General features: G+C 42.2%; 24 protein-coding genes. 20 read left to right on the forward strand and 4 right to left on the reverse strand.

Going from position 1 to position 26325, the window contains the following annotated elements:
• The first annotated feature begins 76 nt into the window (after positions 1-76).
• Entirely contained in the window at positions 77-541 is a 465-nt protein-coding gene (locus G541_RS0103150; protein ID WP_027826481.1) for a low molecular weight protein-tyrosine-phosphatase, read from the forward strand.
• Here G541_RS0103150 and G541_RS0103155 read toward each other — a convergent pair.
• A complete protein-coding gene (locus G541_RS0103155; RefSeq protein WP_027826482.1) occupies positions 533-1318 on the reverse strand; it encodes a biotin--[acetyl-CoA-carboxylase] ligase in 786 nt (261 codons plus the stop codon). The two genes, G541_RS0103150 and G541_RS0103155, sit on opposite strands and share 9 nt — an antisense overlap.
• 492 nt (positions 1319-1810) lie before the next feature.
• Between G541_RS0103155 and G541_RS0103160 the strand changes: the two genes are divergently transcribed.
• The 7 genes from G541_RS0103160 (at position 1811) to pepI (ending at position 10676) form a co-directional block, all read left to right on the forward strand.
• On the forward strand, positions 1811-3661 hold the full coding sequence (locus G541_RS0103160; RefSeq protein ID WP_027826483.1) for a mucin-binding protein: 1851 nt from the start codon (positions 1811-1813) through the stop codon (positions 3659-3661).
• Between the two features lie 759 nt (positions 3662-4420).
• Entirely contained in the window at positions 4421-5518 is a 1098-nt protein-coding gene (locus G541_RS0103165) for a YibE/F family protein (protein WP_027826484.1), read from the forward strand.
• Positions 5515-6279, forward strand: coding sequence for a YibE/F family protein (locus G541_RS0103170; RefSeq protein ID WP_027826485.1), 765 nt, complete (start codon positions 5515-5517; stop codon positions 6277-6279). The genes G541_RS0103165 and G541_RS0103170 overlap by 4 nt, the downstream gene beginning before the upstream one ends.
• A gap of 69 nt (positions 6280-6348) precedes the next feature.
• Positions 6349-7302: a hypothetical protein gene (locus G541_RS0103175; protein ID WP_051174548.1), complete on the forward strand. Its 954-nt coding sequence runs from the start codon at positions 6349-6351 to the stop codon at positions 7300-7302.
• A gap of 111 nt (positions 7303-7413) precedes the next feature.
• Entirely contained in the window at positions 7414-9396 is a 1983-nt protein-coding gene (locus tag G541_RS0103180; protein ID WP_027826487.1) for an ABC transporter ATP-binding protein/permease, read from the forward strand.
• A gap of 10 nt (positions 9397-9406) precedes the next feature.
• Complete coding sequence (locus G541_RS10130; RefSeq protein ID WP_027826488.1) at positions 9407-9772, forward strand: DUF3899 domain-containing protein; 366 nt, start codon at positions 9407-9409, stop codon at positions 9770-9772.
• Between the two features lie 19 nt (positions 9773-9791).
• Entirely contained in the window at positions 9792-10676 is an 885-nt protein-coding gene (gene pepI / locus G541_RS0103190) for a proline iminopeptidase (RefSeq protein WP_027826489.1), read from the forward strand.
• Between the two features lie 205 nt (positions 10677-10881).
• On the opposite strand, the gene G541_RS0103195 is transcribed toward pepI, so the two are convergent.
• The gene (locus tag G541_RS0103195; RefSeq protein WP_035162844.1) at positions 10882-12207 is read right to left on the reverse strand and encodes an HD domain-containing protein; all 1326 of its coding nucleotides are present in this window, start codon (positions 12205-12207) and stop codon (positions 10882-10884) included.
• 171 nt (positions 12208-12378) lie between these two features.
• On the opposite strand from G541_RS0103195, the gene G541_RS0103200 reads away from it, so the two are divergent.
• The 7 genes from G541_RS0103200 to G541_RS0103230 all read left to right on the forward strand — a co-directional run bounded on the left by G541_RS0103200 (position 12379) and on the right by G541_RS0103230 (position 19207).
• Positions 12379-12804 carry a YwiB family protein gene (locus tag G541_RS0103200; RefSeq protein WP_027826491.1) on the forward strand — a complete coding sequence of 142 codons (426 nt, stop codon included), beginning with the start codon at positions 12379-12381 and terminating at the stop codon, positions 12802-12804.
• Positions 12805-12848: 44 nt separating this feature from the next.
• On the forward strand, positions 12849-13421 hold the full coding sequence (gene rpoE, locus G541_RS0103205) for a DNA-directed RNA polymerase subunit delta (RefSeq protein ID WP_027826492.1): 573 nt from the start codon (positions 12849-12851) through the stop codon (positions 13419-13421).
• A gap of 180 nt (positions 13422-13601) precedes the next feature.
• Positions 13602-15200: a CTP synthase gene (locus tag G541_RS0103210; RefSeq protein ID WP_027826493.1), complete on the forward strand. Its 1599-nt coding sequence runs from the start codon at positions 13602-13604 to the stop codon at positions 15198-15200.
• Positions 15201-15483: 283 nt separating this feature from the next.
• Positions 15484-16764: a UDP-N-acetylglucosamine 1-carboxyvinyltransferase gene (locus tag G541_RS0103215; RefSeq protein WP_027826494.1), complete on the forward strand. Its 1281-nt coding sequence runs from the start codon at positions 15484-15486 to the stop codon at positions 16762-16764.
• A gap of 87 nt (positions 16765-16851) precedes the next feature.
• On the forward strand, positions 16852-18105 hold the full coding sequence (gene rho, locus G541_RS0103220) for a transcription termination factor Rho (RefSeq protein WP_009555554.1): 1254 nt from the start codon (positions 16852-16854) through the stop codon (positions 18103-18105).
• Positions 18106-18218: 113 nt separating this feature from the next.
• Positions 18219-18467, forward strand: coding sequence for a type B 50S ribosomal protein L31 (locus G541_RS0103225; RefSeq protein WP_009555552.1), 249 nt, complete (start codon positions 18219-18221; stop codon positions 18465-18467).
• A gap of 104 nt (positions 18468-18571) precedes the next feature.
• Positions 18572-19207 carry a DUF2238 domain-containing protein gene (locus tag G541_RS0103230; RefSeq protein ID WP_027826495.1) on the forward strand — a complete coding sequence of 212 codons (636 nt, stop codon included), beginning with the start codon at positions 18572-18574 and terminating at the stop codon, positions 19205-19207.
• A gap of 198 nt (positions 19208-19405) precedes the next feature.
• Here the strand turns inward: G541_RS0103230 and G541_RS0103235 are convergent, their stop codons facing one another.
• Complete coding sequence (locus G541_RS0103235) at positions 19406-21787, reverse strand: ATP-dependent DNA helicase (protein WP_035162826.1); 2382 nt, start codon at positions 21785-21787, stop codon at positions 19406-19408.
• A 169-nt stretch (positions 21788-21956) separates the two neighbouring features.
• On the opposite strand from G541_RS0103235, the gene G541_RS09290 reads away from it, so the two are divergent.
• Positions 21957-22775 carry a TIGR02452 family protein gene (locus tag G541_RS09290; protein WP_051174549.1) on the forward strand — a complete coding sequence of 273 codons (819 nt, stop codon included), beginning with the start codon at positions 21957-21959 and terminating at the stop codon, positions 22773-22775.
• Positions 22776-22872: 97 nt separating this feature from the next.
• Here the strand turns inward: G541_RS09290 and G541_RS10520 are convergent, their stop codons facing one another.
• Positions 22873-23013, reverse strand: coding sequence for a hypothetical protein (locus tag G541_RS10520; protein WP_009555546.1), 141 nt, complete (start codon positions 23011-23013; stop codon positions 22873-22875).
• Between the two features lie 166 nt (positions 23014-23179).
• Here G541_RS10520 and G541_RS0103250 point away from each other — a divergent pair, with 166 nt between their 5' ends.
• From G541_RS0103250 to G541_RS0103265, 4 genes are all read left to right on the forward strand, one after another.
• Positions 23180-23626 (forward strand): GNAT family N-acetyltransferase, encoded by a 447-nt coding sequence (locus G541_RS0103250; RefSeq protein WP_009555544.1) that lies wholly within the window; start codon positions 23180-23182, stop codon positions 23624-23626.
• 328 nt (positions 23627-23954) lie between these two features.
• Complete coding sequence (locus G541_RS0103255; protein WP_027826497.1) at positions 23955-24509, forward strand: LemA family protein; 555 nt, start codon at positions 23955-23957, stop codon at positions 24507-24509.
• A gap of 19 nt (positions 24510-24528) precedes the next feature.
• A complete protein-coding gene (gene htpX / locus G541_RS0103260) occupies positions 24529-25422 on the forward strand; it encodes a zinc metalloprotease HtpX (RefSeq protein WP_009555540.1) in 894 nt (297 codons plus the stop codon).
• A gap of 22 nt (positions 25423-25444) precedes the next feature.
• Complete coding sequence (locus G541_RS0103265) at positions 25445-26239, forward strand: hypothetical protein (RefSeq protein ID WP_009555537.1); 795 nt, start codon at positions 25445-25447, stop codon at positions 26237-26239.
• The last annotated feature ends 86 nt before the right edge of the window (positions 26240-26325 follow it).

Genomic DNA, 26325 nt, shown 5'->3' on the forward strand with positions numbered 1-26325 from the left:
TGTACCAAAACCAGGCAAATTACCAGCGTAGCAGATGGTAGAATGGAGAAAAGACGACAAAGTGAGGCAAGAAACTATGAAAATCTTATTTGTTTGCTTAGGCAATATCTGTCGCTCACCGATGGCAGAAGCAATATTTACGGCCATGGTCGCCCAAGCGGGGCTTGCTAACCAAGTAGTGGTTGATTCGGCCGCTACTAGCAATGAAGAAGTAGGAAATCCGGCTCATCCCGGTACCAAGAAGATATTGGCCCAGCACGGCTTATCTTCTCAAGGTTTAGTTTCGCGGCAGATTGCAACCGCCGATTTTTACGAAAGCGACTATATCATCTGTATGGATGAAAATAACCGCCGGGACCTGCAACGAATAGCCCCGGCTGATACTACTGCGCAGATTTATCAAATATTTGATATTGTTCCAGGGCAAAAAGGGCACGAGGTTGCTGACCCGTGGTATACCGGAAACTTTACTGTAACCTACCAAGACTTGGACCAAGCCCTTCCTTATTGGCTGGACCTAATCACTAAACAATTAGCGTAATTTAACCACTTCACCGGCACTAAAGACGGCACCCGATGTGAGGACTAGCTCTCCTTGATCGTTGATGTCTTGCACACGTCCGGTGATTTTTTGATTACCTAAATTTAAAGTGACTTCATGACCAATTACAACTGAGTATGTGCGGTATTCTGTCATCAACTTGGGATTAGTTCGATCAGCTAAAGCTGCAAGAACATTGGTCAGGAGGGCAATCGTAAAGGTGGTACTTGAGCATTGAGTAGCTTGGGCAATCTGAGCTAAGGTTCCGATACGATCGTGGAGTTCTGATGGGAAATCATTAATTTTACTTAAATAGTTAATACCAATTCCCAAAACGATTCCTTGTACTTGGTTGGTATCGGTATTCAAAACAACTTCGCTGAGAATGCCACAGACTTTTTTGCCATCAACGAGAACATCGTTGACCCACTTGATTTGTGCTGGTTGGTGAAGAGTTGAAGTTAGGGTTCGGACGACCCCGACTCCAGCGGCCGTTGTGAACAGTCCCGGGCTGGTCAAGTCATGAGTAGTTACGGGAAGAGTTAAGGTCAGATAGATGCCACCCGTAGCCGGTGAACTAAAAGGACGTCCATGGCGACCATACCCTTTGGTTTGATGGTTTGTGAGTACTACTTGGACTTGTTGGCCTTTATTATTTAGGATGAGCTGTTTGGCTAGCTGATTAGTTGATGCGATTTCAGGATAATAGTGAATTTTAAGCTGGGGTAGTGCTTGCTGAATGGTATACGGATTAATTGGGATAAGGTCTTTTTTCATATTGAGTGGTCTCCTTATACATTCAATAATTTTTATTGTTTATTATAATGAAATTTTTGCTAAATTAAAAGTTGTTTAGTAATTCGAACATTAGCTCCTGTAGAATACTTTATAGGTTTAATAATGAATGGGAGTAATTCTCTTACTTTAGCGAGGGATAATTATATTGATGTTATCGAGCTTGTGATAGCTAATTTTGTAAGGGTTACTAAAACTATGCATAGTAATAATTTTTAACATTAGATGCTATCCGATAAATCATCTAATGTTAAAAGAAGTTGGCTTATCAAAAAAAGTGTAGTAGCCAACTAGCATTGGATAAGCAAAATGGTTATCAGTGGATATATTAAATGTAGTATAGTATAATTAAGTGTAGTAACAGTATAATTTAATTAAGGTAAATAAATGTTTGTTTTACGCAAAAACTATTTATTTTTTGACTTAAATAAACGCTTATACTGTAATGATGGAATATAGGAAGGAGGGAGTAATATGTTAAAAAATAACCTATTTGCTACTAATTACAAGCAAAGGTGGTCAATTCGTAAATTGACTATTGGTGTTGTTTCTGTTTTCATTGGGGGAACGATACTTCTTATTAATAGTTCGCATACTGTAATAGCCGATTCTTCAGAACCAAAAATTGAAAGCGCTTCAAATAAAGGGGGAGGCATTTTAACCGATAATTCTACTAATCATGGAGAAGAAAATTCAACTGCTAGTGCAGCTGATGATACAGAAAAAACAACAGTTGCTAACGTAGATAATGATACTATCAAGGTTTCAACTAGTAACATAGTTGGTAATACTGTGGAAAAAACTGCACATCCAGAAGTAACAAAAACGAATGTTCAAGTAAATAGTAGTCCAGTAATTAATAACAATAATAAGGGGGGTGTGCTTGCAAAGCAAAATCATTCCCAAGCTACCGCTTCTCAATATCAACCAAAAGAAAGCGACGAAAGAAAGGAAGAATCTTCAGAATCTTCAAAAGCTAACTACTATGCAATCTTTCGTGAAGTAACTATCATTAAACCTGATGGTACAGAAGTGGTTCTACCTTACCAAGTTTTGGGTTCAATTTATTTTAATTCAGATGAGAAAGAGAATGATCAATTGCCGAAACTTGGGTTTAAAGCTCTTGAAGCTCCACCAATAGAAGGATATAACTCGCCTGTTATTCCTGCAATTTCTGTATCTATTTCTGATTTTTTGAATAATGATATTACTGATCCAACATACGATGATCATCTATACGATGGTCATCATCCTATACAACGTCAAAGTTTGGATGTTGTAGGTCTTCCGGACGACACAAAATATGATGATGACTATGATAGATTTTCAGAGGAGTTTGATGAGAAATACAAGGATAAATATGATTTAAGTGATAATGACTTCGATGTTTTATTAATTAAAGAAAAGTATTTTTACAAAAAGAAGGAAGATCCTAAACCTATTGAAGGTAAGGAAGAAAAGACCATCACTAGAACAATTAATGTTCATTTACCTAATGGAGAAGTGCAAACCACTAAGCAACCTGTTACTTTAGAGCGAACTTACACTAGTGTTGCTGGTAGTGACGAGAAGGAATATGGTCCGTGGAATACGGGGCAATGGGATGCTTTCAGTGCTCCTAAATTAGATGGTTACACTGCTCTTCCTGCATCTGTTGATGCAGACAAGGTAACTTCTGACAGTTTAGATGCTGTTGTTGATATTTACTACAGAGCTGATGATCCAGCTGTTGTTAGTGGCAAAGAAGAAAAGACCATCACTAGAACAATCAATGTTCATTTGCCTAATGGAGAAGTGCAAACTACTAAGCAACCTGTTACTTTAGAACGAACTTACACTAGTGTTGCTGGTAGTGACGAGAAGGAATATGGTCCGTGGAATACGGGGCAATGGGATGCTTTCAGTGCTCCTAAATTAGATGGTTACACTGCTCTTCCTGCATCTGTTGATGCAGCCAAGGTAACTTCTGACAGTTTAGATGCTGTTGTTGATATTTACTATCGGGCTAATGAACCCGTTCTACCAGAGACACCAATTATACCTATTGACCCAAATAAGCCAATTAATCCTCCAACTACACCAGGTAAACCGATTGAGCCACCAACTAATCCGATTACGCCTGGTAATGCAACAATAGGTTTGGAAAGTGGTATTATCTCGAATAAGATAGCAACTAATTCAAAGGTTACAAGTCAGAATGTTGATAACAAAAATGCTCAGGAAAGGCTTCCGCAAACTGGAGATAAAGAGATAACAATCTACTCAATTCTTGGTTTGATATTGACCTCTTTCCTTGGAGTATGGTCATTTATCCGTAAGCGCTAAATGATCTTATGACGATATAGCTTAGTTTTATTTAAACATATAAGAGCGATGTAATTAAAAAGACATCGTTCTTTTTGTTTATGGCGAATTGCCAAACTAAGTACAACACTTCATTAAATAGGGCGGGATGCCAGTAGTTTTAACCACTGGAGGGATAGCCCTCACATATAAGCTCGTTAGAGCTTATTTTTTTGCCCTTCTTTCCTCCCTGTAATATATTTCACTAGCGGTCAAATAATTTAAGACTTTTTTGGGGACGAGGATTAAGTTGCTTTTACCATTCAGTTATTTCTTGGTCCGTATAATTATCAAGATCGGTTTGCTTTAGCACCACGTTGTTCTGGTGAATACTGATCAGGCCAATATACTAACGTCCCTAGGCGTTCAGCTATTGCATCTAAATCAAGGAATTCTGTTCCATGGTTTAAAGTTAGTGAACGAACAAATTCTGGGTCGATACTAGAAAAACATATCGATCAAATATAGTAAGTTGATTATAGCTCATAGTGGGTATTTCGTATGTTTTATTTGGTCATTAAACATTGTACCTGCTATGGGTCTTTTTATATTTGTGATGCACTTAGAGTGTAAATTCACGGCAGAGAATATTGGCAAGGTTAAATAATTTAAAACCTTAAGTAACGTGTAAACTCAATTCTTCGTTAAAGTGTACAATGAAAGTGAAGTGACGTTGGTGAATTTACGAAAGGAGGGGCAATTAGTGTTGTTAGTAACAGACAATGCATTGCTAGTATAAAAATGAAAAATAGAAAAACATTATGGATGTTCTTATTTATCGTTATGAGTGGACTAGCCTTATTCTTTTTCACCAGGCATGATGCTTTTATGTATCGCCAACCAGTTGGTCGTATTGAAACAGTGACCACAACTCACCGTGAAGCGACCACAGATTCATATCACAATCATGATGAGGAAATCCAGCAACAAGTTACGCTCCGAATTATTAATGGTAGATATCAGGGAGACTTGGTGACGATTCGCCATACATATTCACAATCAGGGGGCTTAGACCAGAGCTTAAGACCTCACCAGCAAGTCTTTTTGAATGTGACTTATGATGGCAAGCGGAAAGTTTGGCAATTTGATAACCTGAAGCGAGACACAACACTAGCGATGCTATTTTGGACGGTTATTGTCTTACTAATAGTTACAATGCATTTGCAAGGATTACGTGCTCTCTTATCGGTAGCATTGAATTTTGCGCTATTCTTGTTCTTTATTCAGCTTGATGTCCAGTTAAATTTAAACCATTTCTTCTGGTTATTTGCCCTAAGTGCCTTCCTGTTTACGCTTTTGTCAGTGTTACTTGTGATTGGGTGGAACAAGCAAAGCTTAGTAGTTTGCACTGCTATTTTCCTTGGAGTAACGATAGCTTTGGCACTCGGCTACGCCATCTTACAGGAAACAGGCAATCGTGGCATTCATTATGAAGCGCTGGATTTTGCCACTCAAGCACCAGAACAGCTTTTCTTTGCTGCGACAGTTATTGGATTATTGGGGGCAGTTATGGATGCAGCAACGGATATTGTGGCAACCTTATTTGAATTGAAACGGGCAGAGCCTAAGATCACTAAGCGACAATTATTCCAGTCGGGGCAACAAGTAGGTAAAGCCATCATGGGGCCTTTGATTAATGTATTATTACTGATCTTTTTTGCCGGTGAAATCACTATGGCGGTGGTTTACCTTCGGACCGGTAATTCAATTGCGTATACCTTTGAGTGGACAATGGCTTTAGGCTTAGCCCAAGCATTGATTTCCGCCATTGGGATTGTGTTGGTGATTCCAACGGCAAGTTTCTTGGCAACGCTTGTTTTAGGGAGGGAAAAAGCATGAATTCAATCACCGTCTTGACATTAATTTTGTTAGTTTTAATGGCAATTGTTGGAGGCAAACGTGGGGTTGTTTCTTTTATCAGTGTCGCCTTTAACTTTTGCTTGCTTTTTCTTACTGTGATCCTAATAGCAGGTGGTTTTCCTCCGTTGGCGGTCAGTGCTTTTATGGGAATTTGTATTCTCGCTATAACTATTTATATGGGAAATAACGATGAACGGGCAACTAACGTGGCTTTCTTAGCTACTTTGCTAGTTCTTGGTGCGATGTTAGTGATAATTATTCCCTTTGATCATTGGGCAATGGTTGCAGGATTTAGCAATGAACAATCAGAAGAGATTGAAGCTTTTAACCTCTTGATTGGAGTGAATTTCAGTGCAATTACCGCTGCAGTAACAATTCTCAGTACTTTGGGGGCGATTGCTGAAGCCGCAATTGCAGTAGCTTCAGGGTTAGAAGAAGTTATCCAGAACAAGCCCCATATTAGTCTCAGCGAGTTATTTACCAGTGGGCGTAACATCGGTTTTCAGATCATGGGGATGACGTTCAATACCTTATTCTTTGGGATGTTCGGGGGTGACTTATCCTTATTTGTCTTGTTGTATAAATTAGATGCAAATTTTGGATATTATCTCAATGCCAAGATTTTCGTTCGGGAGTGCATGCTCGTGCTTTATTCCGCAATTGCCGTTATTGCGGTGATCTGGATAACTACTTATCTTATGGGACGGAAAGTAAATAATCTGCGAAAAACTGACCGTTAACTTATGGATTTATATAAATCCATGGTACAATTTAACTGTAAAGAGTTGATCCAAAGGGAGGGATCTGTGGTGTTAAAGAAAAAGAAAGTAGCAACAGGAATTGTTGCCTTACTAACTGTTTTTAGTTTAGGGGCATGTTCAGCTAGTGGAGGCACTAAGAACGATGCCAAAGTCAATACGCAGTCGCAATCCTACGTCAACAATCGGTATCAAAAAGCATTGAAGTATTTGGCTGATGGCTCTAATTCCAAAGCCAATGATGAGCTTCAAAAAATTAATGTGACTAGTAAAACTTCCACTAAGGTAGTCCAATTACGTAACAATGTGCGGACCTTAGTGGGTGTCGAACAGGCATTGGATGCTAACGAAGTTACCCGTGCAGAAAAGTTACTCGATAAGCTCCAAGATGTTTCTCGACCTGAGGAATTACTAACTCAGATTAAGGCAGTAAAAAAAGAAGCTAAAGAAGTAACACTGGCCAATACCTACCACAAGGAAATTCAGCGGTATTACAAAGCTGAGAAATATGAAGCAGCAGGCGGTAGTCTCCAAGCACTGAACTCGTTAAATGATAAGTACGTAACGGTAGCCCGCCTTCAAAAGCAAGCTTCCAAGTACAAAGACAAGATTGAAGATAAGCAAGAAAAAGAAGCAGCTAAACAAGCCAGTTATGCTAATGCTCGTTCTTCTAAGATTGTCAGCTCACAATACGCGCAACAAACTGGACGAAGTATCGAGTCGGCCTCCAATGCTGAAGTGGCCTCAGCTTCCAGTCAGGTAGCACAACCAACGAGCGCAGGGATTATCCAACAGTTCAGAGCAGCTACGGGTATCCCACAGGTTAATGGAGACCAATACTTCGTGCAACAACTAACAGCTACGACTTATCAGATTGAAATCCGGCATACTAGTACCGGGGCATCTACTATTTCTAACCTGAAAGGTTTGTACACATACGATAGCAATACCCACAAGGCCCAGAAAATGGATGAAATCACTGGGGAATATAAGCCGATTAATTAGTGGCTTGGCGTAGCGGGGTTAAATATAATAACAATAATGAGACGTGGGGAAAGTTTCAGAATTTGATAACTTTAACGCACGTCTCTTTTTAGTTAAGAAGGAGGAAGAATTGTGGCAGTTATGGAATTACGAAATGTAGTAAAGAAATATCATCTCGCCGACGGAAATGATTTTACCGCATTGAAGGGGATTAACGCTCAGTTTGAGGCAGGCGAGATGGTTGCTATCGTTGGGGAGTCAGGTTCAGGGAAATCAACCTTGATGAATGCGATCGGCGGATTAGATTCGGATTTTACGGGCGAGATCCTTTATCATGGACACAACTTAGCCCAGTTTAGTCAGCAGGAATTAGTTGACTACCATAAGAAGAGTATTGGTTTTATCTTCCAAAATTTTAACTTGATTGCCCACCTCAACTTGGTTGACAACGTAGCAATGGCTATGACTTTATCCAACGTGGATGAAAAGACCAGAGTGGCACGAGCAGAGCAACTCTTAACCAAGGTGGGGTTGGGGGACCATATGTATAAAAAGCCAGACCAGATCTCAGGGGGACAAAAGCAGCGGGTGGCGATCGCTCGGGCTTTGGTCAATGATCCGGATGTGATTATTGCTGATGAACCAACCGGGGCCCTCGATGCTGAAACCACTGGAGTGATTTTAGCATTGATTAAAGAGATTGCTACTGAAGGGAAACTGGTGCTGATGGTGACCCACTCAGACCGGGTGGCGGCCTTTTGTGATCGCGAACTCCGGATTGAAAATGGTAAGTTATTAGCCACTATACCCACCTCTTCCCCAGCAACAACGCCAGCAGTTGGCCGGTTAGAGAAAGTGGCTAATATGTCTTTGGCAAAGGCGATTCGTTTGGCTTTCCTCAATATGAAAGCTAAGTTCGGGCGGAATTTTTTAGTTGCACTAGGGTCTAGTATTGGGATCATGGCAGTGATTCTGATGCTAGCTTTGGGCAAGGGCGTGACTACATACGTCAGTTCAACGATGAAATCTTATACTAACCCCAACATAACAGAGGTTCATAAACAGGCTGGCAATCAGCAAAAAACCATGCAAAATCCGCAACAGATGGACCGAGCAGAGATTGCCAAACAACAGCAAGCCAATATTGCCGCTATGACTGGGGCTAGCGGTGGGGGTTTCACTGATAAAGATATTGCCCGCTTGAAAAAGATTAAACATGTGGACAGATATCAGTTAGGATATTCGGCATTTTCCATGGGAAACAACGCGGTGACTTATCATGGCAAACGGGCTAGTGTTTTGATGTTGCAGACCATGTCGGACAATATTGCTAAATCAACGATTGTCAAGGGCCATGCTCCTCACCGCGGTGAAGTTGTTCTAGATAAAGGGACGGCTGATTTGCTAGGAAAGGATATAGTTGGTAAGCAGGTTACGTTTGATCTTAAAGTTGGCACCAAAAACCTAACAAAAACGATGACAGTTGCAGGGCTCTATGAAGCACAGACGCAAAGTGTAAGTACGATGATTGTCAGCTATGATGAAGTTGCTAAACTTTACTCCGAAACAGGACAGACACTTGAACCGAATGTAATTTACTTGCACACAGCAAATAAAGATAACACTAAGCAAATCAAGAATAAGGTTAAGAAATTAGGCTATACCGGTTCGATGCAAGAACAAATGACAGAAATGTTTACTCAAATGTTAAATGTCATTACTTGGGTATTAACAGCAATCGCTGCTATTTCATTGGTCGTTTCCGCAATTATGATCTTAGTTGTTCTCAATATTTCTGTGGTCGAGCGGACCAAAGAAATTGGAGTGCTCAAAGCCTTAGGCGCACGGCGTAAAGATATTCGGCGGATTTTTGCAGCGGAAGCCTTTTTGATCGGACTTTTCGCAGGAATTTTAGGCGTGGCTTTCACGTATGGTTTGAGTTTGGGAATCAACCGTTTTGCCCATAGTGCTTTTGATATTACTCTCGTGATGTTGACGCCGAAGTATGTCATGACAGGAATTATTTTGAGTGTTGTGATCAGTATGATCGCAGGAATTTTGCCAGCCAACCGGGCATCCAAGCTGGACCCAGTCGAAGCCTTGCGAAAGGAGTAGGTAGTAAGGGATGAAGAATTTTGTTGATAAGTTATGGGTAAAAACCGACATTTTTATTCTAGTGATATGTGTGATCATGATAGTTATCGGTTATTGGCAAAAACGGATAGTGACGGTTTCTAACTTTTTATTCGTGGACGGTCTCGGTTTTATCTGCCTGATGATTTGTAATATTTTACTTCACGCTGGCTTGTTTTCTGGCTGGTTTAAAAAAAAGAAAAAAGGCGAAACAGACGAGGAGTACCAGGCGGATAAAATTGAGGTTGAAACGGTTGCTAGCAAAAAAAACCGCCCGATTCATTTTGAAGCCTTAGCAGCTAACTGTCTGGTTCTGGGCTTAGGAATGATTGTCCTAGCAATTATCATTACATTGTAGAACAAGAGGGGGCAAGAAGATGACAGTAACGGATGGCTATTTTACTTGGCATAATGACCAGTGGCGCACATATTATCGGATAGTGGGAACTCCTAGTGCAAAAGTGCCCCTAGTTTTATTGCATGGTGGGCCAGGCTCAACGCATACTTATTTTGAGGTGCTAGATGGGTTAGCAGTACGCTTGGACCGCCAACTAATAATGTATGATCAGTTAGGATGTGGGCGGTCGACGATCCCGACTGATCCTGCAGTTTACCGAGCAGAAACTTGGGTTGAAGAATTACAGGCTTTACGCCGTCATCTCAAGTTGGAGCAGATCCATCTTTTAGGTCAGTCCTGGGGTGGAATGTTAGCGATTATTTATCTTTGTGACTATGCTCCTAGTGGTGTACAAAGCGTAATTTTATCCAGTACGCTTTCCTCGGCTCGTTTATGGGCTCAGGAACAACATCGTTTGTTGCAATATCTCCCCCTAACAGCCCAAGAAGCCTTAAAGCAAGCAGAGGTCACGGGTAATTATAGTGGGTCTGCTTATCAAGCAGCTGATGCATTGTTTATGCAGTATTATTGTCGGGATCGGGCAGTCACAAATGCGGAGCCACTCCAACGTGAAGTACGCATGGGGACAGAATCCTATGTAGCAGCTTGGGGACCGAACGAGTTGGTGCCCCAGGGAACGCTGAAAGATTATGAATATACAGACAAATTACAACAGGTAAAGGTGCCTGCATTGATAACAAGTGGAACCGATGATCTATGCACCCCCTTAGTAGCTAAAACGATGTATGACCACCTACCAAATGCGCGGTGGGAATTATTTGCTGGGGCTAAGCACATGGCGTTTGCAGAACAAACTACACAGTATGCAGACCTGTTAGACACATGGTTGGCAGAACGCCAATAAATTGATTATCCAAAAGTGCGTGGAAAATCGATTTTGTGACAAGATATTAGGTTAAGCCCGGATGGTGGTTAACGCAAAGAGCAGAAGTCTGTGTTTCTACTTAGCTTTGAGGTAGGTAGTTGTTTGTTACATTATCTGAGAAATATTAGTGGATAAAAAACAAGGCTGGTGAGAAAGCAGAGCTTTCCACCAGCCTTTTGACTTATTACTTGATTAGCTGATCGTTTTTAATATGCTGCATAAACTCACGATAGACGGGAGCAAATACTTCGCCTTGTCCCTGAAGACTAGTGCCCCGCATTTCTTTAGGGAAGAAGAAACGCTCATCTCCACTGGTCCGGCCAGTAATTGCCAAGACAAGATCAGAAACAGAAGAAAGTTCAACCAGACTCTTATCTTTTTGCATTAGCTCAATCTGTGTTCGCGGTTTTTTTGAGCGCGGATCATACAGGTCATATGGTAGGTCAAAGCTGTCATTGGTATCAGTATAATACTCAGGATTGAATCCGGCTTGGGCAACTAGATCCTGAAGGGTAGGAATGATTGCATGTGTAGTTGGTGTCACCCGGACTGACTTGAGTGGCTTGCGATCCAAAAACCGTGTTGCCAAATCACTTAAGATAGGATCCGGATTATGGCGCCAGTAAGTAAAGTACGTGTTTAAAACCCCATCATCGAGGCTTAAGTAATCACTGAGAGTAAAGTTATCGGTAAAGAAAGGTAATAACAACTCAGGCTTAAATGAGCCGGTGAGTTTTCCCGCCTTGAATAGCACTTTAGCACGGCGAAGAAGGTGGTCTAAGATGACTTCCATTGAGCGTGAAACGGGGTGGAAATAAACTTGCTGATACATTTGAAAACGACTGACAAGATAATCCTCCACTGCATGCATTCCGCTCATATCAAAAGCAATTCCTCCTGTGTAGGGGCGCATTACCCGCATGATTCGGGTAAGGTCGAATGTTCCGTAATTAGTACCAGTGTAGTAAGAGTCACGCAAGAGGTAGTCCATCCGGTCAGCATCGATTTGCGACGAAATCAGCTGGACAACTTGCGGATTAGGATAAGTTTTAGCAATGACAGAAGCCACCTGTGTGGGAAAATCTTCTCCAACTTGGGACAGGACCTGATTAACTTCCGTGGTCGGATCGAGGATGATCTTTTGGGTCATCTGTTCATGGTCTATGTGGAAGATATGTTCAAAGGTATGTGAATAAGCCCCGTGTCCCACGTCATGCAGGAGGGCAGCACAGAGTGCTACTAGCCGTTCATCATCATTCCACAAGCCATCACCCGGAGTGACTTGGGGGTAGTTACGGGCAAAAAGATCACAGATTCGGCGAGTGATTTCATAGACACCGACGGAATGTGTGAAACGGCTGTGTTCAGCCCCATGGAAGGTCATGTTGGCGACCCCAAGCTGGCGGATGCGCCGAAGTCGCTGAAATTCGCGGGTGTTGATCAGATCAAGGATGACTTTGTTTTGGATATAGATATAGTTATGGATCGGATCACGTAAGACCTTTTCCATCGGCAGTAAAGTGCCGGAATATTGAAAATACACGGGGGCAGGCTCCTTCCTAAAGCGATTCGTTAAATAAAATTATTGTTAATTATAGCATAGGCTCGGGCTAACTTTTGAATCTCAGGGATGATCTCGCTATAATTAAACCAGACAATATGTGGATAGGAGAAAATGGGGATGGAGAAATATGACGTACAAGTCGAGATTACGACGCGCCAAGAAACCCACAACAAACAGGTAGAAAATTATCACCGAAAGTTTACCGGACAACTAGTGAATAAGGGAGAGGCAACCTACATTCGGTATCGTGAAGAAGATGGGACAAGAGTGATGTTCAAGCTGGTTACTGACGACCAGGTTATGTTGACGCGGACGACGGGACAACATCGAACGGCGTTGCAATTTGATACAACTGCAACCAAGGTTACCAACCACTACCACACCCCTTACGGAATGATTGAATTAGTGACGCGGACTACCCGGTTGGATCACGTCTTGGATCTGACCAAGCAACCACAGGGACACCTGGCGATAGATTATCGTTTATACCAAGGAATAAGCCTGTTAGGGGAATACAAAATTCGATTGCAATTTAAAGCCTAGTATTGTAGTATGAGAAGTAAACTGTTGAAAGGACGTGTACCAGGTTGGGACTTGAAAAATTCGCTGATATGAATAAAGATGAGCTGTCAATGATCGAAGTCGCTCATGAAATTTTGCAAGAACACGGGGATACATTGGAATTCGCTGATTTAACAAATAAGGTGCAGCAGTTCATGGGCAAGTCTGATGAAGATATTCGTGAACGCTTGACCCAGTTCTATACTGACTTGAATGTTGACGGCAGTTTCATTTCCCTGGGTGATAACATGTGGGGCTTGCGGAAGTGGTATCCATATGATTCCATCGATGAAGCTCTCGTTCATACCGATGATGACGATGAAGGTTCTTCAAGCAAGAAACACAAGCGTGTCAATGCGTTCTTAGCTGATGTTGACGATGACGACGATGATGTGATCGACTACAACGATGATGATCCAGAAGATACAGATCTTGATTCCGGCTACGACGATGATGACGAAGAAAACGACGAATTGAAGCAATACAGTAGTGACTTAGATGACTTTGGTGATGATGAAGAAGACGATGACTTACCAGATGGCATCGAAGGACAATTATCAGAATTGCAAGACGATGATGACGAAGACCAATTAAATTAATTTAATCAGGGCTAATCCTTGACGGAATAATCAAAGTTATGTAGACTGTTTCTTGGGCGCTTTACATGGTAGTGTAAAGCAAAGCAGTTCGAAATAAACAAGCTCCCTATTCTAGTGAGTAGGGAGCTTGTTGTTTTTATTTTATGTTCACCCACAAATTTATTTCAAAGGAGATCTAGCATGACCAAGTATATTTTTGTTACAGGCGGCGTTGTTTCTTCATTAGGGAAAGGGATCGTTGCCGCATCCTTAGGCCGCTTATTGAAGAACCGGGGCTTAAAAGTTACAATTCAAAAGTTTGACCCATATATCAATGTTGACCCAGGGACAATGAGCCCATACCAACACGGAGAAGTGTTTGTTACCGATGATGGGACAGAAACGGACTTAGACCTTGGTCACTATGAACGGTTCATTGATATTAACTTAAACAAGTATTCTAACGTAACCACAGGGAAGATCTACTCTGAAGTATTGCGTAAAGAACGGCGGGGTGATTACTTGGGTGCTACTGTCCAAGTTATTCCGCACATTACTAACATGATTAAAGAAAAGATCATGCGGGCCGGAACAGTTACTGACTCTGACATCGTGATTACTGAAATTGGTGGGACTGTTGGGGATATTGAATCTCAACCATTTATGGAAGCTATCCGCCAAATGAAAAAAGAAGTAGGCAATGACAATGTTTACTACATCCACACGACTTTAGTTCCATACTTAAAAGCAGCTGGGGAAATGAAGACCAAGCCAACTCAACACAGTGTTAAGGCATTGCGAGGCTTAGGTATTCAACCAAACATGTTAGTGGTACGGACTGAAAAGCCTATTTCCCAAGAAATGAAGAACAAGATCTCTAACTTCTGTGACGTAGAACCAGAAGCAGTAATTGAATCAATGGATGTATCTACTCTTTATCAGATTCCATTGAACTTACAAGCACAAAACATGGATCAAATTGTTTGTGACCACTTGAAGTTGGATGTGCCTGCTGCTGATATGACTGAATGGGTTGAATTACGGAACAAGGTTGAGAACTTGGCTGGTGAAGTTAAGATTGCCTTGGTTGGTAAGTATGTCAACTTGAAGGATGCTTACATTTCTGTTAACGAAGCTTTGAAGCATGCGGGTTACCAAATCAATGCTGACGTTAAGATCACATATATCGACGCAGAAAATATCACTGAAGACAATGTAGCTGCTACTTTAGCTCCATATGATGGCTTAATTGTTCCTGGTGGATTTGGGAGCCGTGGCTTGGAAGGTATGATCAAGTCTATCCAATACGCACGGGAAAATGACATGCCATTCTTGGGAATTTGCTTGGGAATGCAGATGGCAAGCATTGAATTTGCTCGGAATGTTGCGGGGATTAAAGATGCAACTACTGGGGAAGTTCATCCTGATGCATCAAACAAGGTGATCGACTTGATGTCTGACCAAGAAGATGTTGAAAACATGGGGGGCACACAGCGTTTAGGTGCTTATCCATGCAAGTTGAAGCCGGGTTCTCGGGCAGCTGCTTGCTATGGCAACCAGGAAGTAATTCAAGAACGGCACCGTCACCGTTATGAATTTAACAACAAATACCGTGACTTATTAGCCGAAAAAGGTTTAGTCTTTGCTGGGACATCACCTGACAACCGTTTGGTTGAAGTGATTGAAATTCCAGACAAGAAGTTTTTCATTGCAGCCCAATATCACCCAGAATTCCTTTCCCGGCCACAACGACCAGAAGGGTTATTTGCAGGATTTATCAAAGCTGCAGCTGGTAAATAAGCAAATAGATAGATAAAGAGACAGCGTCGTCAGATAGCCTGACGGCGCTGTTTTTTTCGGGTTGTAAGGATGGTGTAAAGAGCATTACAGGGAATAAATAAATTCATGAAAAAAGACAAATAAGATGTAAAAGACATTGAAACACCCGGGGCTATCTTATAAAATGAAAGAAAGTGTGCATTTTTATGACACACGGTGCGGAGATGAAGCCGCTAGGGCGGTGATTAAGCTCGCACAGACAATATTATTTTAGATGATTAATTGAGTGAGGATTTCAATAAAGATGAAGAAGTTAATTGTTAAAGGTGGCCAACAGTTACATGGCGAAGTTACGATTGGTGGGGCTAAAAATAGTACCGTTGCACTGATTCCAGCGGCGATTTTGGCAGATTCTAAGGTGAGATTTGATAATGTGCCGGACATTTTGGATGTGCACAACCTGATGCTGATCTTAGAATCAATGAATGTTTCATCGCACTTTAACCGTGGCAATTTAGAAATTGATCCAACCCAGATTCGGAAAGCCCCTCTTCCCGGCGATACTATTCGCAGTCTACGGGCTTCTTACTATTTTATGGGGGCATTACTTGGTCGTTTTGGTGAAGCAATTGTCGGTTTCCCTGGTGGGGACAATATTGGCCCACGACCAATTGATCAACATATTAAAGGGTTCAAGGCTTTAGGAGCAGAAGTAGAAGAAAAAGACAATGCGGTCCACATCAAAGCAGGTGCTGACGGGTTACACGGTGCAGAGATTTTCTTCGATTTGGTATCTGTGGGGGCAACGATTAATGTCTTGCTGGCAGCAGTTAAGGCCAAGGGAACAACGATTATGGAAAATGCTGCCCGTGAGCCGGAAATCGTTGATTTAGCAACCTTCTTGAACAATATGGGGGCGCATATTCGAGGTGCCGGGACAGATGTTATTCGAGTTGAAGGGGTTCCCTCTTTGAAGATGACTAATACCCACTCCATCATTCCTGACCGCATTGAAGCTGGGACTTACCTCTCCTTTGCAGCAGCAAACGGTAAGGGTGTTTTAGTGCGCAATCTTATCACTGAACACCTGGACCCATTTATCGCTAAGCTCAAAGAGATGGGAGTTACATTGGAGATCAATGAAGATAGCATTTACGTTCCAGGGGGCGACAAGTTGTCACCAGTTACGGTTAAAACAGCGCCATATCCTGGATTTGCGACTGACTTGCAACAACCAATCACGCCGTTACTGATGCGGGCACAGGGAAGTTCAAGTATTATTGATACTCTGTATCCCCAACGGGTTAAGCATATTCCGGAAATGCAACGGATGGGAGCTAATATCTCTAGTAAGGACGGAATCATCACGGTTAAACGTTCCCCTAATTTGATTGGGCAAACCGTTGAAGCAGGAGAGATCAGAGCCGGAGTTTCGATCCTAGGCCTGGCATTGATGGCTGATGGGGTAACAACAATCAATCGGGCAGACAATATCCTCCGGGGATATGAACGGATTATTGATAAGTTCAAGGGCTTATCAGTTGATTTGAAAATTGTTAATGAAGCTGAAAGTTTGCACAAATAAACAATAATAAGGTGGGGGATAATTATCGCAACATCGAAGAAACAAGCTAATACCCAACCGGCAGAAGGGTCAGATCGGACCCAGAAATTGCTAACTGTTACCGAACTGGAACAGTTGACTTTACGGGAGTTATACCAGTATGCACGGCAATATCAGGTGCATTATTATAGCCAAATGAGTAAGAAAGAACTAGTGTTGGCAGTAATTCGTGCGCAAGCTGATAAAGAAGGTTTCTACTATACTTCTGGAGTGCTGGAAATTCTGGCGGATGGCTATGGCTTTTTACGCCCGCTAAACTATGCGCCGTCACAAGAAGATGTGTATATTTCAAATTCACAGATCCGGCGTTTTGGCTTACGGAATGGAGACTTGGTGGCCGGGACTGCTCGACCACCACATCCAGGGGAACGCAAGTCAGGTTTGTTACGGGTTGACCAGGTTAATGGGAAAACACCCGATGAGGCTAAAGACCGGCCACACTTTCCGGCTTTAACGGCGGTTTATCCCAATCGGCAGATCAAGCTAGAAACGACTTCGCAACGGATTGCTACCCGGGCGATCGATTGTTTTGCTCCAATTGGTTTTGGACAAAGAGGATTGATTGTTGCTCCACCTAAAGCGGGGAAGACAAGTTTGATGAAGGAAATAGCCCAGGGCATTACTACTAATTATCCGCAGGCGCACCTGCTAGTTTTATTAATCGATGAACGCCCTGAAGAAGTTACTGATCTGGAACGAACGATTAACGGTGAAGTAGTCTATTCAACCTTTGATCAGAAACCTGAGAACCATATTCGAGTGGCAGAGCTGGTGTTGGAGCGAGCTATGCGTTTAGTTGAAGATAAGCAAGATGTAGTGATTTTGCTAGACTCTTTGACCCGATTAGCCCGGGCATACAACTTGACCGAACCACCGAGTGGGCGGACACTTTCTGGTGGTTTAGATCCAGCGGCTTTATATAAACCTAAGAAATTCTTTGGAGCAGCTCGTAATGTTGAAGAAGGTGGAAGTTTGACCATCTTAGCGACTGCTTTAGTTAACACTGGTAGCCGGATGGATGACATCATCTTCGAAGAATTTAAGGGAACAGGGAATCAAGAAATGCAATTAGATCGCGCTTTAGCTGAGCGCCGTATTTTCCCTGCCCTTGACCTCAAGAAGTTTGGAACGCGACGGGAAGAATTGCTCTTGGCAGAAGAAGACCTGGCCGCGGTCTGGAAGTTGCGGAAAAAGATGCGCGGAAATCCACTAAAGGATACCCCGTTAGTACTTAATATGTTACGTAATACCAAATCTAACCAAGACTTCATGGCCCAACTATCCCAATTAACGGGAAACTAAGCGGGAAAATTGTTGCATGGCTTGAGTATTCATGCTATCATGTTGTTTGTTGCAAAGAAAAGAAATACTAACTCTGGCCCAGCAAATGGACCAGGGCAAAGGAGAGTTTACTAATGAAACAAGGAATCCATCCAGATTACCATCAAGTTGTCTTCCAAGATTCAGCTACAGGTTACAAGTTCCTGTCTGGTTCTACTAAGACTTCTGAAGAAACAATTGAATGGGAAGACGGTAACACTTACCCATTGATTCGTGTTGAAATTTCTTCTGATTCACACCCATTCTACACTGGTAAGCAAAAGTTTACTCAAGCAGATGGCCGTGTCGATCGTTTCAACAAGAAGTACGGTTTTACAAACTAAACAGTTCAAAACTGCTGAAAAAGCCTGGTTATTGCAACCAGGCTTTTTTGTATTGATCCCATGCTATAATGAAGGTGGACTATGACCAAAAGGGGGAAATAGTAATGAAGAAAAAACATGATTGGTTTATGGAATTAGTTTTATGGCTAATGCTCTTTTTTGTTTTTTACAATGTAGTCGCGGGTACGGGGACCCTGCTGTTGAACATTGAAATGTTGATCGGGGCCATTATCTTGTATTTACCACGCTTATTAGCGCGAATTTTTCATTTCACTATTCCCTCAATGCTATATTTTTTCTATACATTATTTATTTTAGGCTCGGTATATTTGGGAACTGGCTTCCATTTTTACAGTATTCCTTACTGGGATAAGGGATTACACTTGATCTCTGGTGCTTTATTAGGCAGTTTTGCCCTATCATTGTATGGTGCATTGACCGATAATGAAACACAAAATCATCCGCAACGGGCCTTGATCTGTGTCTACATGCTATCATTTGCGATGTTTGCCGGAGTGGTATGGGAATTTTATGAATTTACTTGTGATGGGATTGCTAATTTAAACTTACAACGTTATCTTAGTGCCGGTCATGCCCTAGTGGGTCGGGCAGCGTTAATGGATACGATGGGAGACCTAATAGCTGATTTCATTGGAGGGATGGTGTTAACAGTATATACATATTTGCAGATGTGCCGTGATCCACTATGGATAAAGCAATTTTTCTTCCATAAAGATTGACGATAAAGGTGAGGACGAAATAACCCTTGCAGCAAGTTGTGGGGTTAAGCTCAAACGAGGGTTAGCGCAAAGGACGGCAACCTTCGTTCGCACTTAGATATTAGACTTGTGATTATTTCCATATTATCTGTGAAACAATAGTGCATAAAGACCGAGGCTGGGAGAAAACACTGTTTTCTCCCAGCCCCTTTTTGTGTGTTAATCAGTATGTTGGTGCCAAAATTTTTTCAAGGCCAGCTGCAGTTGCTGAGGAGAGTTTGTCAGCTGGAAATGTTGCCAGTGAGGCGGATAAAACTGAGTGTAGCGCGGGCTTGCAAAACGTTGGTCAATTAGGACGACCACTCCAACATCGTCTTCACCCCGAATGACACGCCCAGCAGCTTGGAAAACATTATTTAATCCCGGTAGCTGGTAAGCATACTGGAAACCATCGCGATGATGGGCAGTAAAATACTTACGTAGCTCATCTGTTTCGGGGTTGATTCGGGGGAGCCCTACACTGACGATTGCCACCCCGGCCAAACGGGATCCTTGAAGGTCAATTCCCTCAGCAAACATCCCTCCCAAAACGGCAAAGCCGACTAGGGATGAAGTTGGATTGGCAACGAAGTTAGCTAAAAAATTAGTGCGTGCTTCGTTGTCCATGGTTCCGGTTTGACAGACTGTTGCAATTTCAGGATAGTCACGATTAAAACGGGCTACTACTTGCTCAAGATAAGAATATGACGGTAAGAAGATCAGATAATTACCTGGATGGCTAGCAAGAAGCTGATAGATCGTTGCACTGACTTGTCCCAAACTAGCTGGACGTTTTTGGTAGGTAGTTTGGATATCATTGGTTACAAACAATCCCAGGTGGTCCGATGCGAAAGGTGAAGGTAGCTGGTACAGTAATCCTTGGTTCGTATCATCATCCAGGCCAAACATTTCCCGATAGTACGGTAAGGGCGAAAGTGTTGCCGAAAAAAGGACAGTCCCGCCCCCGAGATTGAGGGAATCAGCTAGCAAATGACTGGAATCTAGACAGATAGTCCGAATAGTGAGCTCATCATCTACAACGAGCAGGCGGGTGCGAAATGTTGGTCCATAATAATCATTGATCTTTAAAAAGGCGTGAGCTGTCAGAAAATAGTCCTTTATCTCGTCATATAATTCATCTTGCTGATGCTCCTTGAGCCAATCACTAGCAAACTCGCAAAAAGTATCTAAGCGCTTGTTAAAATCAGTGGCTGCTTCAGTCATCATCAGGGTCTCCTGGTGATACTTTTGGAGAGTGATCTTCAAAGCATCAAAACTATCTAATACCCGCTCCAGTAAATGAATTAAGCGTTGGCGGCGCCGGGGTTGGTCCTTGAGCTGACTTAGAAGGGGAACCAGCGTAGCAGAACTAATTTCCTTGGTGTACATCTGACGTGAGCGGTCAATTAGATTATGTGCTTCATCAACGAGAAAGACATTATGGGGGTCAGGCTGGGTGAAGAAACGTTGGAGATAGACCAGCGGATCAAAGAGGTAATTGTAATCACAAATTACCACGTCACAAAAAAGACTGATATCGAGTGAGTATTCAAACGGATCAACAGTATGCTTGCGAGCATAAGTCCAAATTGTTTCCGGGTCGATCAGCTGCTCATGCTGTAAGATGTCCAGCAGTGCCGGCCGGATCCGATCATAATAGCCTAATAAGAAAGGATTATCCTCATCGGCTAGGTCCCTTTCCTCTTTGAAGATGATTTGATCTTTAGCCGTCAAGACTACCATGTGGAGGTTGAGTCCGTGCTCATGGAGAAGCTTGATGGTATCGCGGGCGACCATGCGGGTAGAACGTTTCGCAGTTAGGTAAAAAATACGCGTGCACAGGCCAGCACCTAAAGCTTTAATGGCAGGAAAAAGTGTGGAGATAGTCTTGCCTGTCCCTGTTGGGGCTTCAACAAGGAGCTTTTTTTGACTAGCAATAGTGCGGTAAACGGCTGCGGCCAGTTCGTGTTGATTTTGGTGATAACTTGAAAAAGGAAATTTAAGTTGAGTGATAGCCTGATCCCGCTGGCGGTGGAGGTCAGCGACAAGATCGAGCCAGACTGCATAACTGGCAATGACATTATTAGTAAAGACCTTGACTTGATCACGGCTGACAGTAACGGATTTTTCCGTTATCTGTTTAGTTGTTGTCTGATAGTAAATTAAAGTTATTTTCAACTGGGGCAAGTCATATTTGGTCAGCAAAAGATGGGCATAGAATTTAGCCTGTGACCAATACAACTCTAAGGTGTTAGTAGTGAGATCTTTAAAAGCGACTGGCGAAGTTTTAATTTCCAAAATTTCACTGGGAAGATGGTCAGCATAGCGCACACCGTCAGCTCGCCCGTGAACCTGAATAGTATGGGCAGCATGGGTAAATTCGCCCTTGAGGTCCACTTCGGTAGCGATTGTAGCAGGCCACTTCTTTTGTAAAAGATGGTGAATTCGGGTTCCTTCCTGAGCAGAATGATCGTTGGAACTAGTAGTTACCAAATCGCCACCCTTGAGGACAAATTCGACAAGCTCGCGAATTCCAATTTTTTCTTTAATGTTAATATCCATCACTGACCACCTCTTAAGTAAAAAACTAACCGAATTAATTATACTATGGACGAGGGAGATAGACACAAATCTTGAAAAATGAAGCAAACCAGTGATTGCGAAAAAATGGCGTATAGATTAAAATATGATTAGTTAATACTAATGTGAGTGGGGAAGCAAGGTGAGAGTGATGGATAGCAAAGCAAAACGATTATTGGCTCATCATGTGATAAATATTTATCAAGTACAGATGCGACAGCTAGAGCAAAGTACAATGTTAGTAACGGCAACTCCGGGCCAAACGGTAGGACGGGGGATGCTACTTCCGACGATCATAGTCGAACAACGTGCACCATTGAGCCGCCTAAAGACAATTCCGAGTGATGTTAAGACAGGAATCATGAACTTTGCTAACCCGCTAGTTCCAGGAGGCGACTTCCAAAGTGGAATTGATGCTTCGGAAGCAGCATTGTGTCGCAATACATTTCTATATCCAGAGTTAAAACAAATGCGGCGAAAATATTATTATTACAATATTCAACACCTTAACGATTATTATTTTGTAGATCGCTTATTATACTCGCAAAAAATAAAAGTTCTAGGTGACGATGAATCGCTAAAGTTTCTCGATCATTTTCGCTATATTGATGTTGTCTCGGTCGCTGCCCCAAATGTCCGGGCAATGTTTTGTAATGGGATTAAACCGGATAAGCAGTTATTATACCGACATATTTATCGGCGCATTTTATGGACATTACGCTTATTCAAAAATCATCAGGTTCGGGTAGTAATTTTAGGTGATTTCGGATGCCAGCGGTCAGGAAATGATCCAGCACTAGTTGCGCAGGCATTTAGTCAAGCGTTGAAACGCCAGGAATTTCGCGAAGCTTTTACCACGGTGTACTTTGATATTAATCAGAATGCTAGGGCATATCATATTTTTAAAGAAACTTTACCAGCTACCTCACCGCAGCAAACAATCAAGTCTTCGACGGCGGTCTTACAATAATAGAAAACGGCAGGTCCACATTAAGTGGCCTGCCGTTTATTGGTTACTAGTAAGTAACCTGTTTGGGGTCTATAAAGATCCTTCAACTGTGCGAATGTTATTCACCACGCAGATTCTTAGCGTCTGCATCGATGCGGGCAAAACCAGAACCAGCAGCTGGCTTAGGTTGCTTTTGCCGGGCTTCCATAGCCTTCCGTGCCATTTCCTTACGTTCTGCCTTACTTAGCTTCTTTGCCATAATCATTCGCCTCTTTCTGCAAAGAAATTAATTGATAATCTCTCTACACCTTTATTATAGAACGATTTTTAAAAAGTGCAAAAGTTTCCTTATTTAGGGGGTGGATTACCAGTTATAATAGAAAAAATAATGTAGCATGACTATTGAAATAATAATTTAAGATGAGGTGATTAAACTGGCAGTAACAATCAAGATGACCCAGGAATTAGCATCACCAATTTACCAAGATGCGCTGGCAATTAGGAAAAAGGTTTTTGTGGAGGAACAAGGAGTTGATATCAGTTTAGAAATTGACGGTGAAAAAGGACCTTATCACTATGTTTTGTATAATGACGGAGTTGCTGCGGCTACCGGACGTGCTTCATGGGAAAACGGTGGCTGGCATATTCAACGAGTAGCTACCCGGAAACAATATCGTGGTTTGGGCTTTGCCCGGCAGTTGTTAACTAAGATTGAAACTGATGCCCGACAGGCAGGAGCAAAATTTTTAACTTTAGGAGCCCAGGATACTGCTCAGGGCTTTTATACTAAGCTAGGATACCAGGTAGTGGGAGCCGGCTTTATAGATGCGGGTATTCCCCACCACCGGATGGATAAAAAACTTGAATTTTAACTGTTTTTGGTTTATAGTAGCAGACATGCGATGAGTCGAGAGGGATCAGGCAATACATTGAGTATTGTTTTGCTGCGGCAACTAGTGATCAAACTTTTGATAAGCGGGGCACATTAGTCACCGGATTGTGACGTGTCTGTAGATTAGTGTTGTGGAGCACTAGCTACTCTTTGCTATTACTGGTGAGGACCGCATGATAGAGGTTAGCAAGAACTTGTTCTTGCTAGCCTCTTTTTGATATTAATAATTTTCAAATATAGGGCGGAAAGCTTTATCCCGATATTTTTCTCTGGTATGCTGAAAATAAAAAGTTTAAGGAGTGATTTTGATGGGATTAATCATTACAATTGTTGTTATTATCCTATTGGTAGGCGGATATATTGCGCTATACAATGGCTTGCAAACGGCCAAGGTTCATGCCGAGGAAGCTTGGAGCCAGATTGATGTCCAACTCAAGCGGCGGAATGATCTGATTCCAAACTTAGTCGAAACTACTAAAGGGTATGCGAAGCATGAAAAAGAAACTTTGAGTCAAGTTATTCAGCTGCGGAATCAGTTAGCCGAATTGCCAACAGATGCACACCAAGAAAAGATGGCAGTTTCTAACCAGTTAACTAGTTCATTGAAGAGTATCTTTGCTTTAGCAGAAAGTTATCCAGATTTAAAAGCTAACCAAGAATTTGGCAAATTAATGGAAGAATTAACTAATACGGAAAACAAGATTGCTTACTCTCGGCAATTGTTTAACAGTTCGGTAGCAGTTTTCAACAAAAAACTGGTAACTTTCCCTTCCAATATGGTTGCTAAATTTCACCACTTCACTAAGATGGATTATCTGGAAGTTCCTGTTGCAGAAAAAGCAGCCCCAAAGGTATCATTTTAGAAATTAAGGAGTGAAATGGATGCTGTACCAGCAGATTAGAAATAACAAAATTAAGACATTTGGGGTAATGTTTTTCTTTATGCTACTTGTCACTTGTGTTGGGGCGGCAGTTGGGTATATCTTTATGGGTAGTACCCGTGGTGGAATTCTACTAGCGGTGATTCTAGGCTTGGTCTATATGTTCGTGATGATGGGGCAATCAACAGCTGTTGTGATGCAAATGAATAATGCACAGCCAATTACAGACGCCAGCCAGGCCCCAGAGCTGTGGCATACGGTTGAAGATATGGCGCTTGTGGGACAAGTGCCGATGCCAGCTGTGTATATCATTCATGATCCTAGCCCCAATGCATTCGCTACGGGGCCGGACCCAGAGCATGCAGCAGTGGCAGCAACGACTGGCTTGTTAGACCGGTTAAACCGAGAGGAATTAGAAGGGGTTATCGCCCATGAAATTTCTCATATCAAGAACTATGATATTCGCTTGCAGACAACCGCAGTGGTATTGACAGCTGTTGTTTCAGCTCTGATTAATATGGGGATGAATTCCTTTATTTGGGGTGGTGGCCGAAGACGTGATGACCGTGAGGAAAGTAACCCACTGGATATTGTCATGCTGATTTTGGCACTATTGGCAGTGGTCTTAGCGCCATTGGCGGCAACCCTGACCCAATTAGCATTATCGCGTAATCGCGAATATTTAGCCGATGCTTCGGCAGTGGTTTTAACTCGTAATCCATACGGGTTAATCAGTGCGTTGGAAAAAATTAGTAATAGTCAACCGATGAGGGCTGCTAATGTGGGAAGTGCTTCGTTATACATTGCCGACCCATTTAAACAGCGGTCATGGAGTCAACTTTTTGCGACGCATCCACCGGTTGCTGATCGCATTGCCCGGTTAGAAAAGATGTAGAACGGATAGGAGTGGAGTATTAGTGAGAGGTAATCTGATTTATATTCACGTCGAAAATATATCACACATGGCACTGACATATGGTGTTACGACCAATGATTTTGTGACAGCGATGCGAGCGATGAACGGATTGCCACAAAATTTACTGCTCCTCTCTCCAGTTGATGCTAACCAAGAAATAGATATTAATACTGGGTTTAATATTGTAACGGGGCAGAATAGTGTGCACGATTATCTAAGTAATAAGCAGAATGTTAATATGCGGTGGTTAGACTTTGATGATCAACATGATTTAGAGCAGTTGACTCCGATTGAAATTGCCGGCATGTTGTACTTAGGTCATGCATATATGCATATGCAGTCGCCGTTTTATTATAAGCTCCAAAACCAGTATGCTTTCTTAACATTACCTAACGGAGCTTTGAAAGTTTACTATCGGCATATGAAGCAACTTGATCGGGTTTTGGCATATAGCTTTACTAGCCATGTGGCCACTGCTTTTAGAGAAAAACGGCGGTTATTCTTCTTACAACGACCGTTAAAATTTGCTCTCTTTCCTTTTGAACTCTCACAAAAACTCCATGTGTTATACAGTGACGGAGCAGTGTTTAACTTTGATGGGATGAAAGTGAAAAATGGGCAGGTCACTGTGCCAATTTTAGTGGCACCAGATACGATATACCAGGTTAAATGGCATGAACCAACGATGCTGGTAGAGCGTTCGCGTCCAGCAGCTAATCTGATTTATTCGCTGAAAAGTCAGGAATGGAAACTGGAAGTAACTGATCAAGAATTGTTTACAACCCAATATTTATAGAGTAGGGGCTGGGAGAAAACACTGTTTTCTTACCGGCCTCGGTCTTTATGCACCGATGTTTCTCCCTCACTTTATTTGCTTTCTGG

The sequence above is a fragment of the Ligilactobacillus saerimneri DSM 16049 genome, from assembly GCF_000423265.1.
GTDB lineage: Bacteria > Bacillota > Bacilli > Lactobacillales > Lactobacillaceae > Ligilactobacillus > Ligilactobacillus saerimneri.

What these genes read in the sequence shown, in the direction of transcription:
- G541_RS0103170 (WP_027826485.1), top strand. Translation starts at nt 5,515, where the DNA reads ATGAATTCAATCACCGTCTTGACATTAATTTTGTTAGTTTTAATGGCA.
- G541_RS0103155 (WP_027826482.1), bottom strand. Translation starts at nt 1,318, where the DNA reads ATGAAAAAAGACCTTATCCCAATTAATCCGTATACCATTCAGCAAGCA.
- G541_RS0103200 (WP_027826491.1), top strand. Translation starts at nt 12,379, where the DNA reads ATGGAGAAATATGACGTACAAGTCGAGATTACGACGCGCCAAGAAACC.
- G541_RS0103165 (WP_027826484.1), top strand. Translation starts at nt 4,421, where the DNA reads ATGAAAAATAGAAAAACATTATGGATGTTCTTATTTATCGTTATGAGT.
- G541_RS10130 (WP_027826488.1), top strand. Translation starts at nt 9,407, where the DNA reads ATGAAGAATTTTGTTGATAAGTTATGGGTAAAAACCGACATTTTTATT.
- htpX (WP_009555540.1), top strand. Translation starts at nt 24,529, where the DNA reads ATGCTGTACCAGCAGATTAGAAATAACAAAATTAAGACATTTGGGGTA.
- G541_RS0103160 (WP_027826483.1), top strand. Translation starts at nt 1,811, where the DNA reads ATGTTAAAAAATAACCTATTTGCTACTAATTACAAGCAAAGGTGGTCA.
- pepI (WP_027826489.1), top strand. Translation starts at nt 9,792, where the DNA reads ATGACAGTAACGGATGGCTATTTTACTTGGCATAATGACCAGTGGCGC.
- G541_RS09290 (WP_051174549.1), top strand. Translation starts at nt 21,957, where the DNA reads ATGGATAGCAAAGCAAAACGATTATTGGCTCATCATGTGATAAATATT.
- G541_RS0103150 (WP_027826481.1), top strand. Translation starts at nt 77, where the DNA reads ATGAAAATCTTATTTGTTTGCTTAGGCAATATCTGTCGCTCACCGATG.
- G541_RS0103195 (WP_035162844.1), bottom strand. Translation starts at nt 12,207, where the DNA reads ATGGAAAAGGTCTTACGTGATCCGATCCATAACTATATCTATATCCAA.
- G541_RS0103215 (WP_027826494.1), top strand. Translation starts at nt 15,484, where the DNA reads ATGAAGAAGTTAATTGTTAAAGGTGGCCAACAGTTACATGGCGAAGTT.
- G541_RS0103210 (WP_027826493.1), top strand. Translation starts at nt 13,602, where the DNA reads ATGACCAAGTATATTTTTGTTACAGGCGGCGTTGTTTCTTCATTAGGG.
- G541_RS0103225 (WP_009555552.1), top strand. Translation starts at nt 18,219, where the DNA reads ATGAAACAAGGAATCCATCCAGATTACCATCAAGTTGTCTTCCAAGAT.
- G541_RS0103230 (WP_027826495.1), top strand. Translation starts at nt 18,572, where the DNA reads ATGAAGAAAAAACATGATTGGTTTATGGAATTAGTTTTATGGCTAATG.
- G541_RS10520 (WP_009555546.1), bottom strand. Translation starts at nt 23,013, where the DNA reads ATGGCAAAGAAGCTAAGTAAGGCAGAACGTAAGGAAATGGCACGGAAG.
- G541_RS0103235 (WP_035162826.1), bottom strand. Translation starts at nt 21,787, where the DNA reads ATGGATATTAACATTAAAGAAAAAATTGGAATTCGCGAGCTTGTCGAA.
- G541_RS0103255 (WP_027826497.1), top strand. Translation starts at nt 23,955, where the DNA reads ATGGGATTAATCATTACAATTGTTGTTATTATCCTATTGGTAGGCGGA.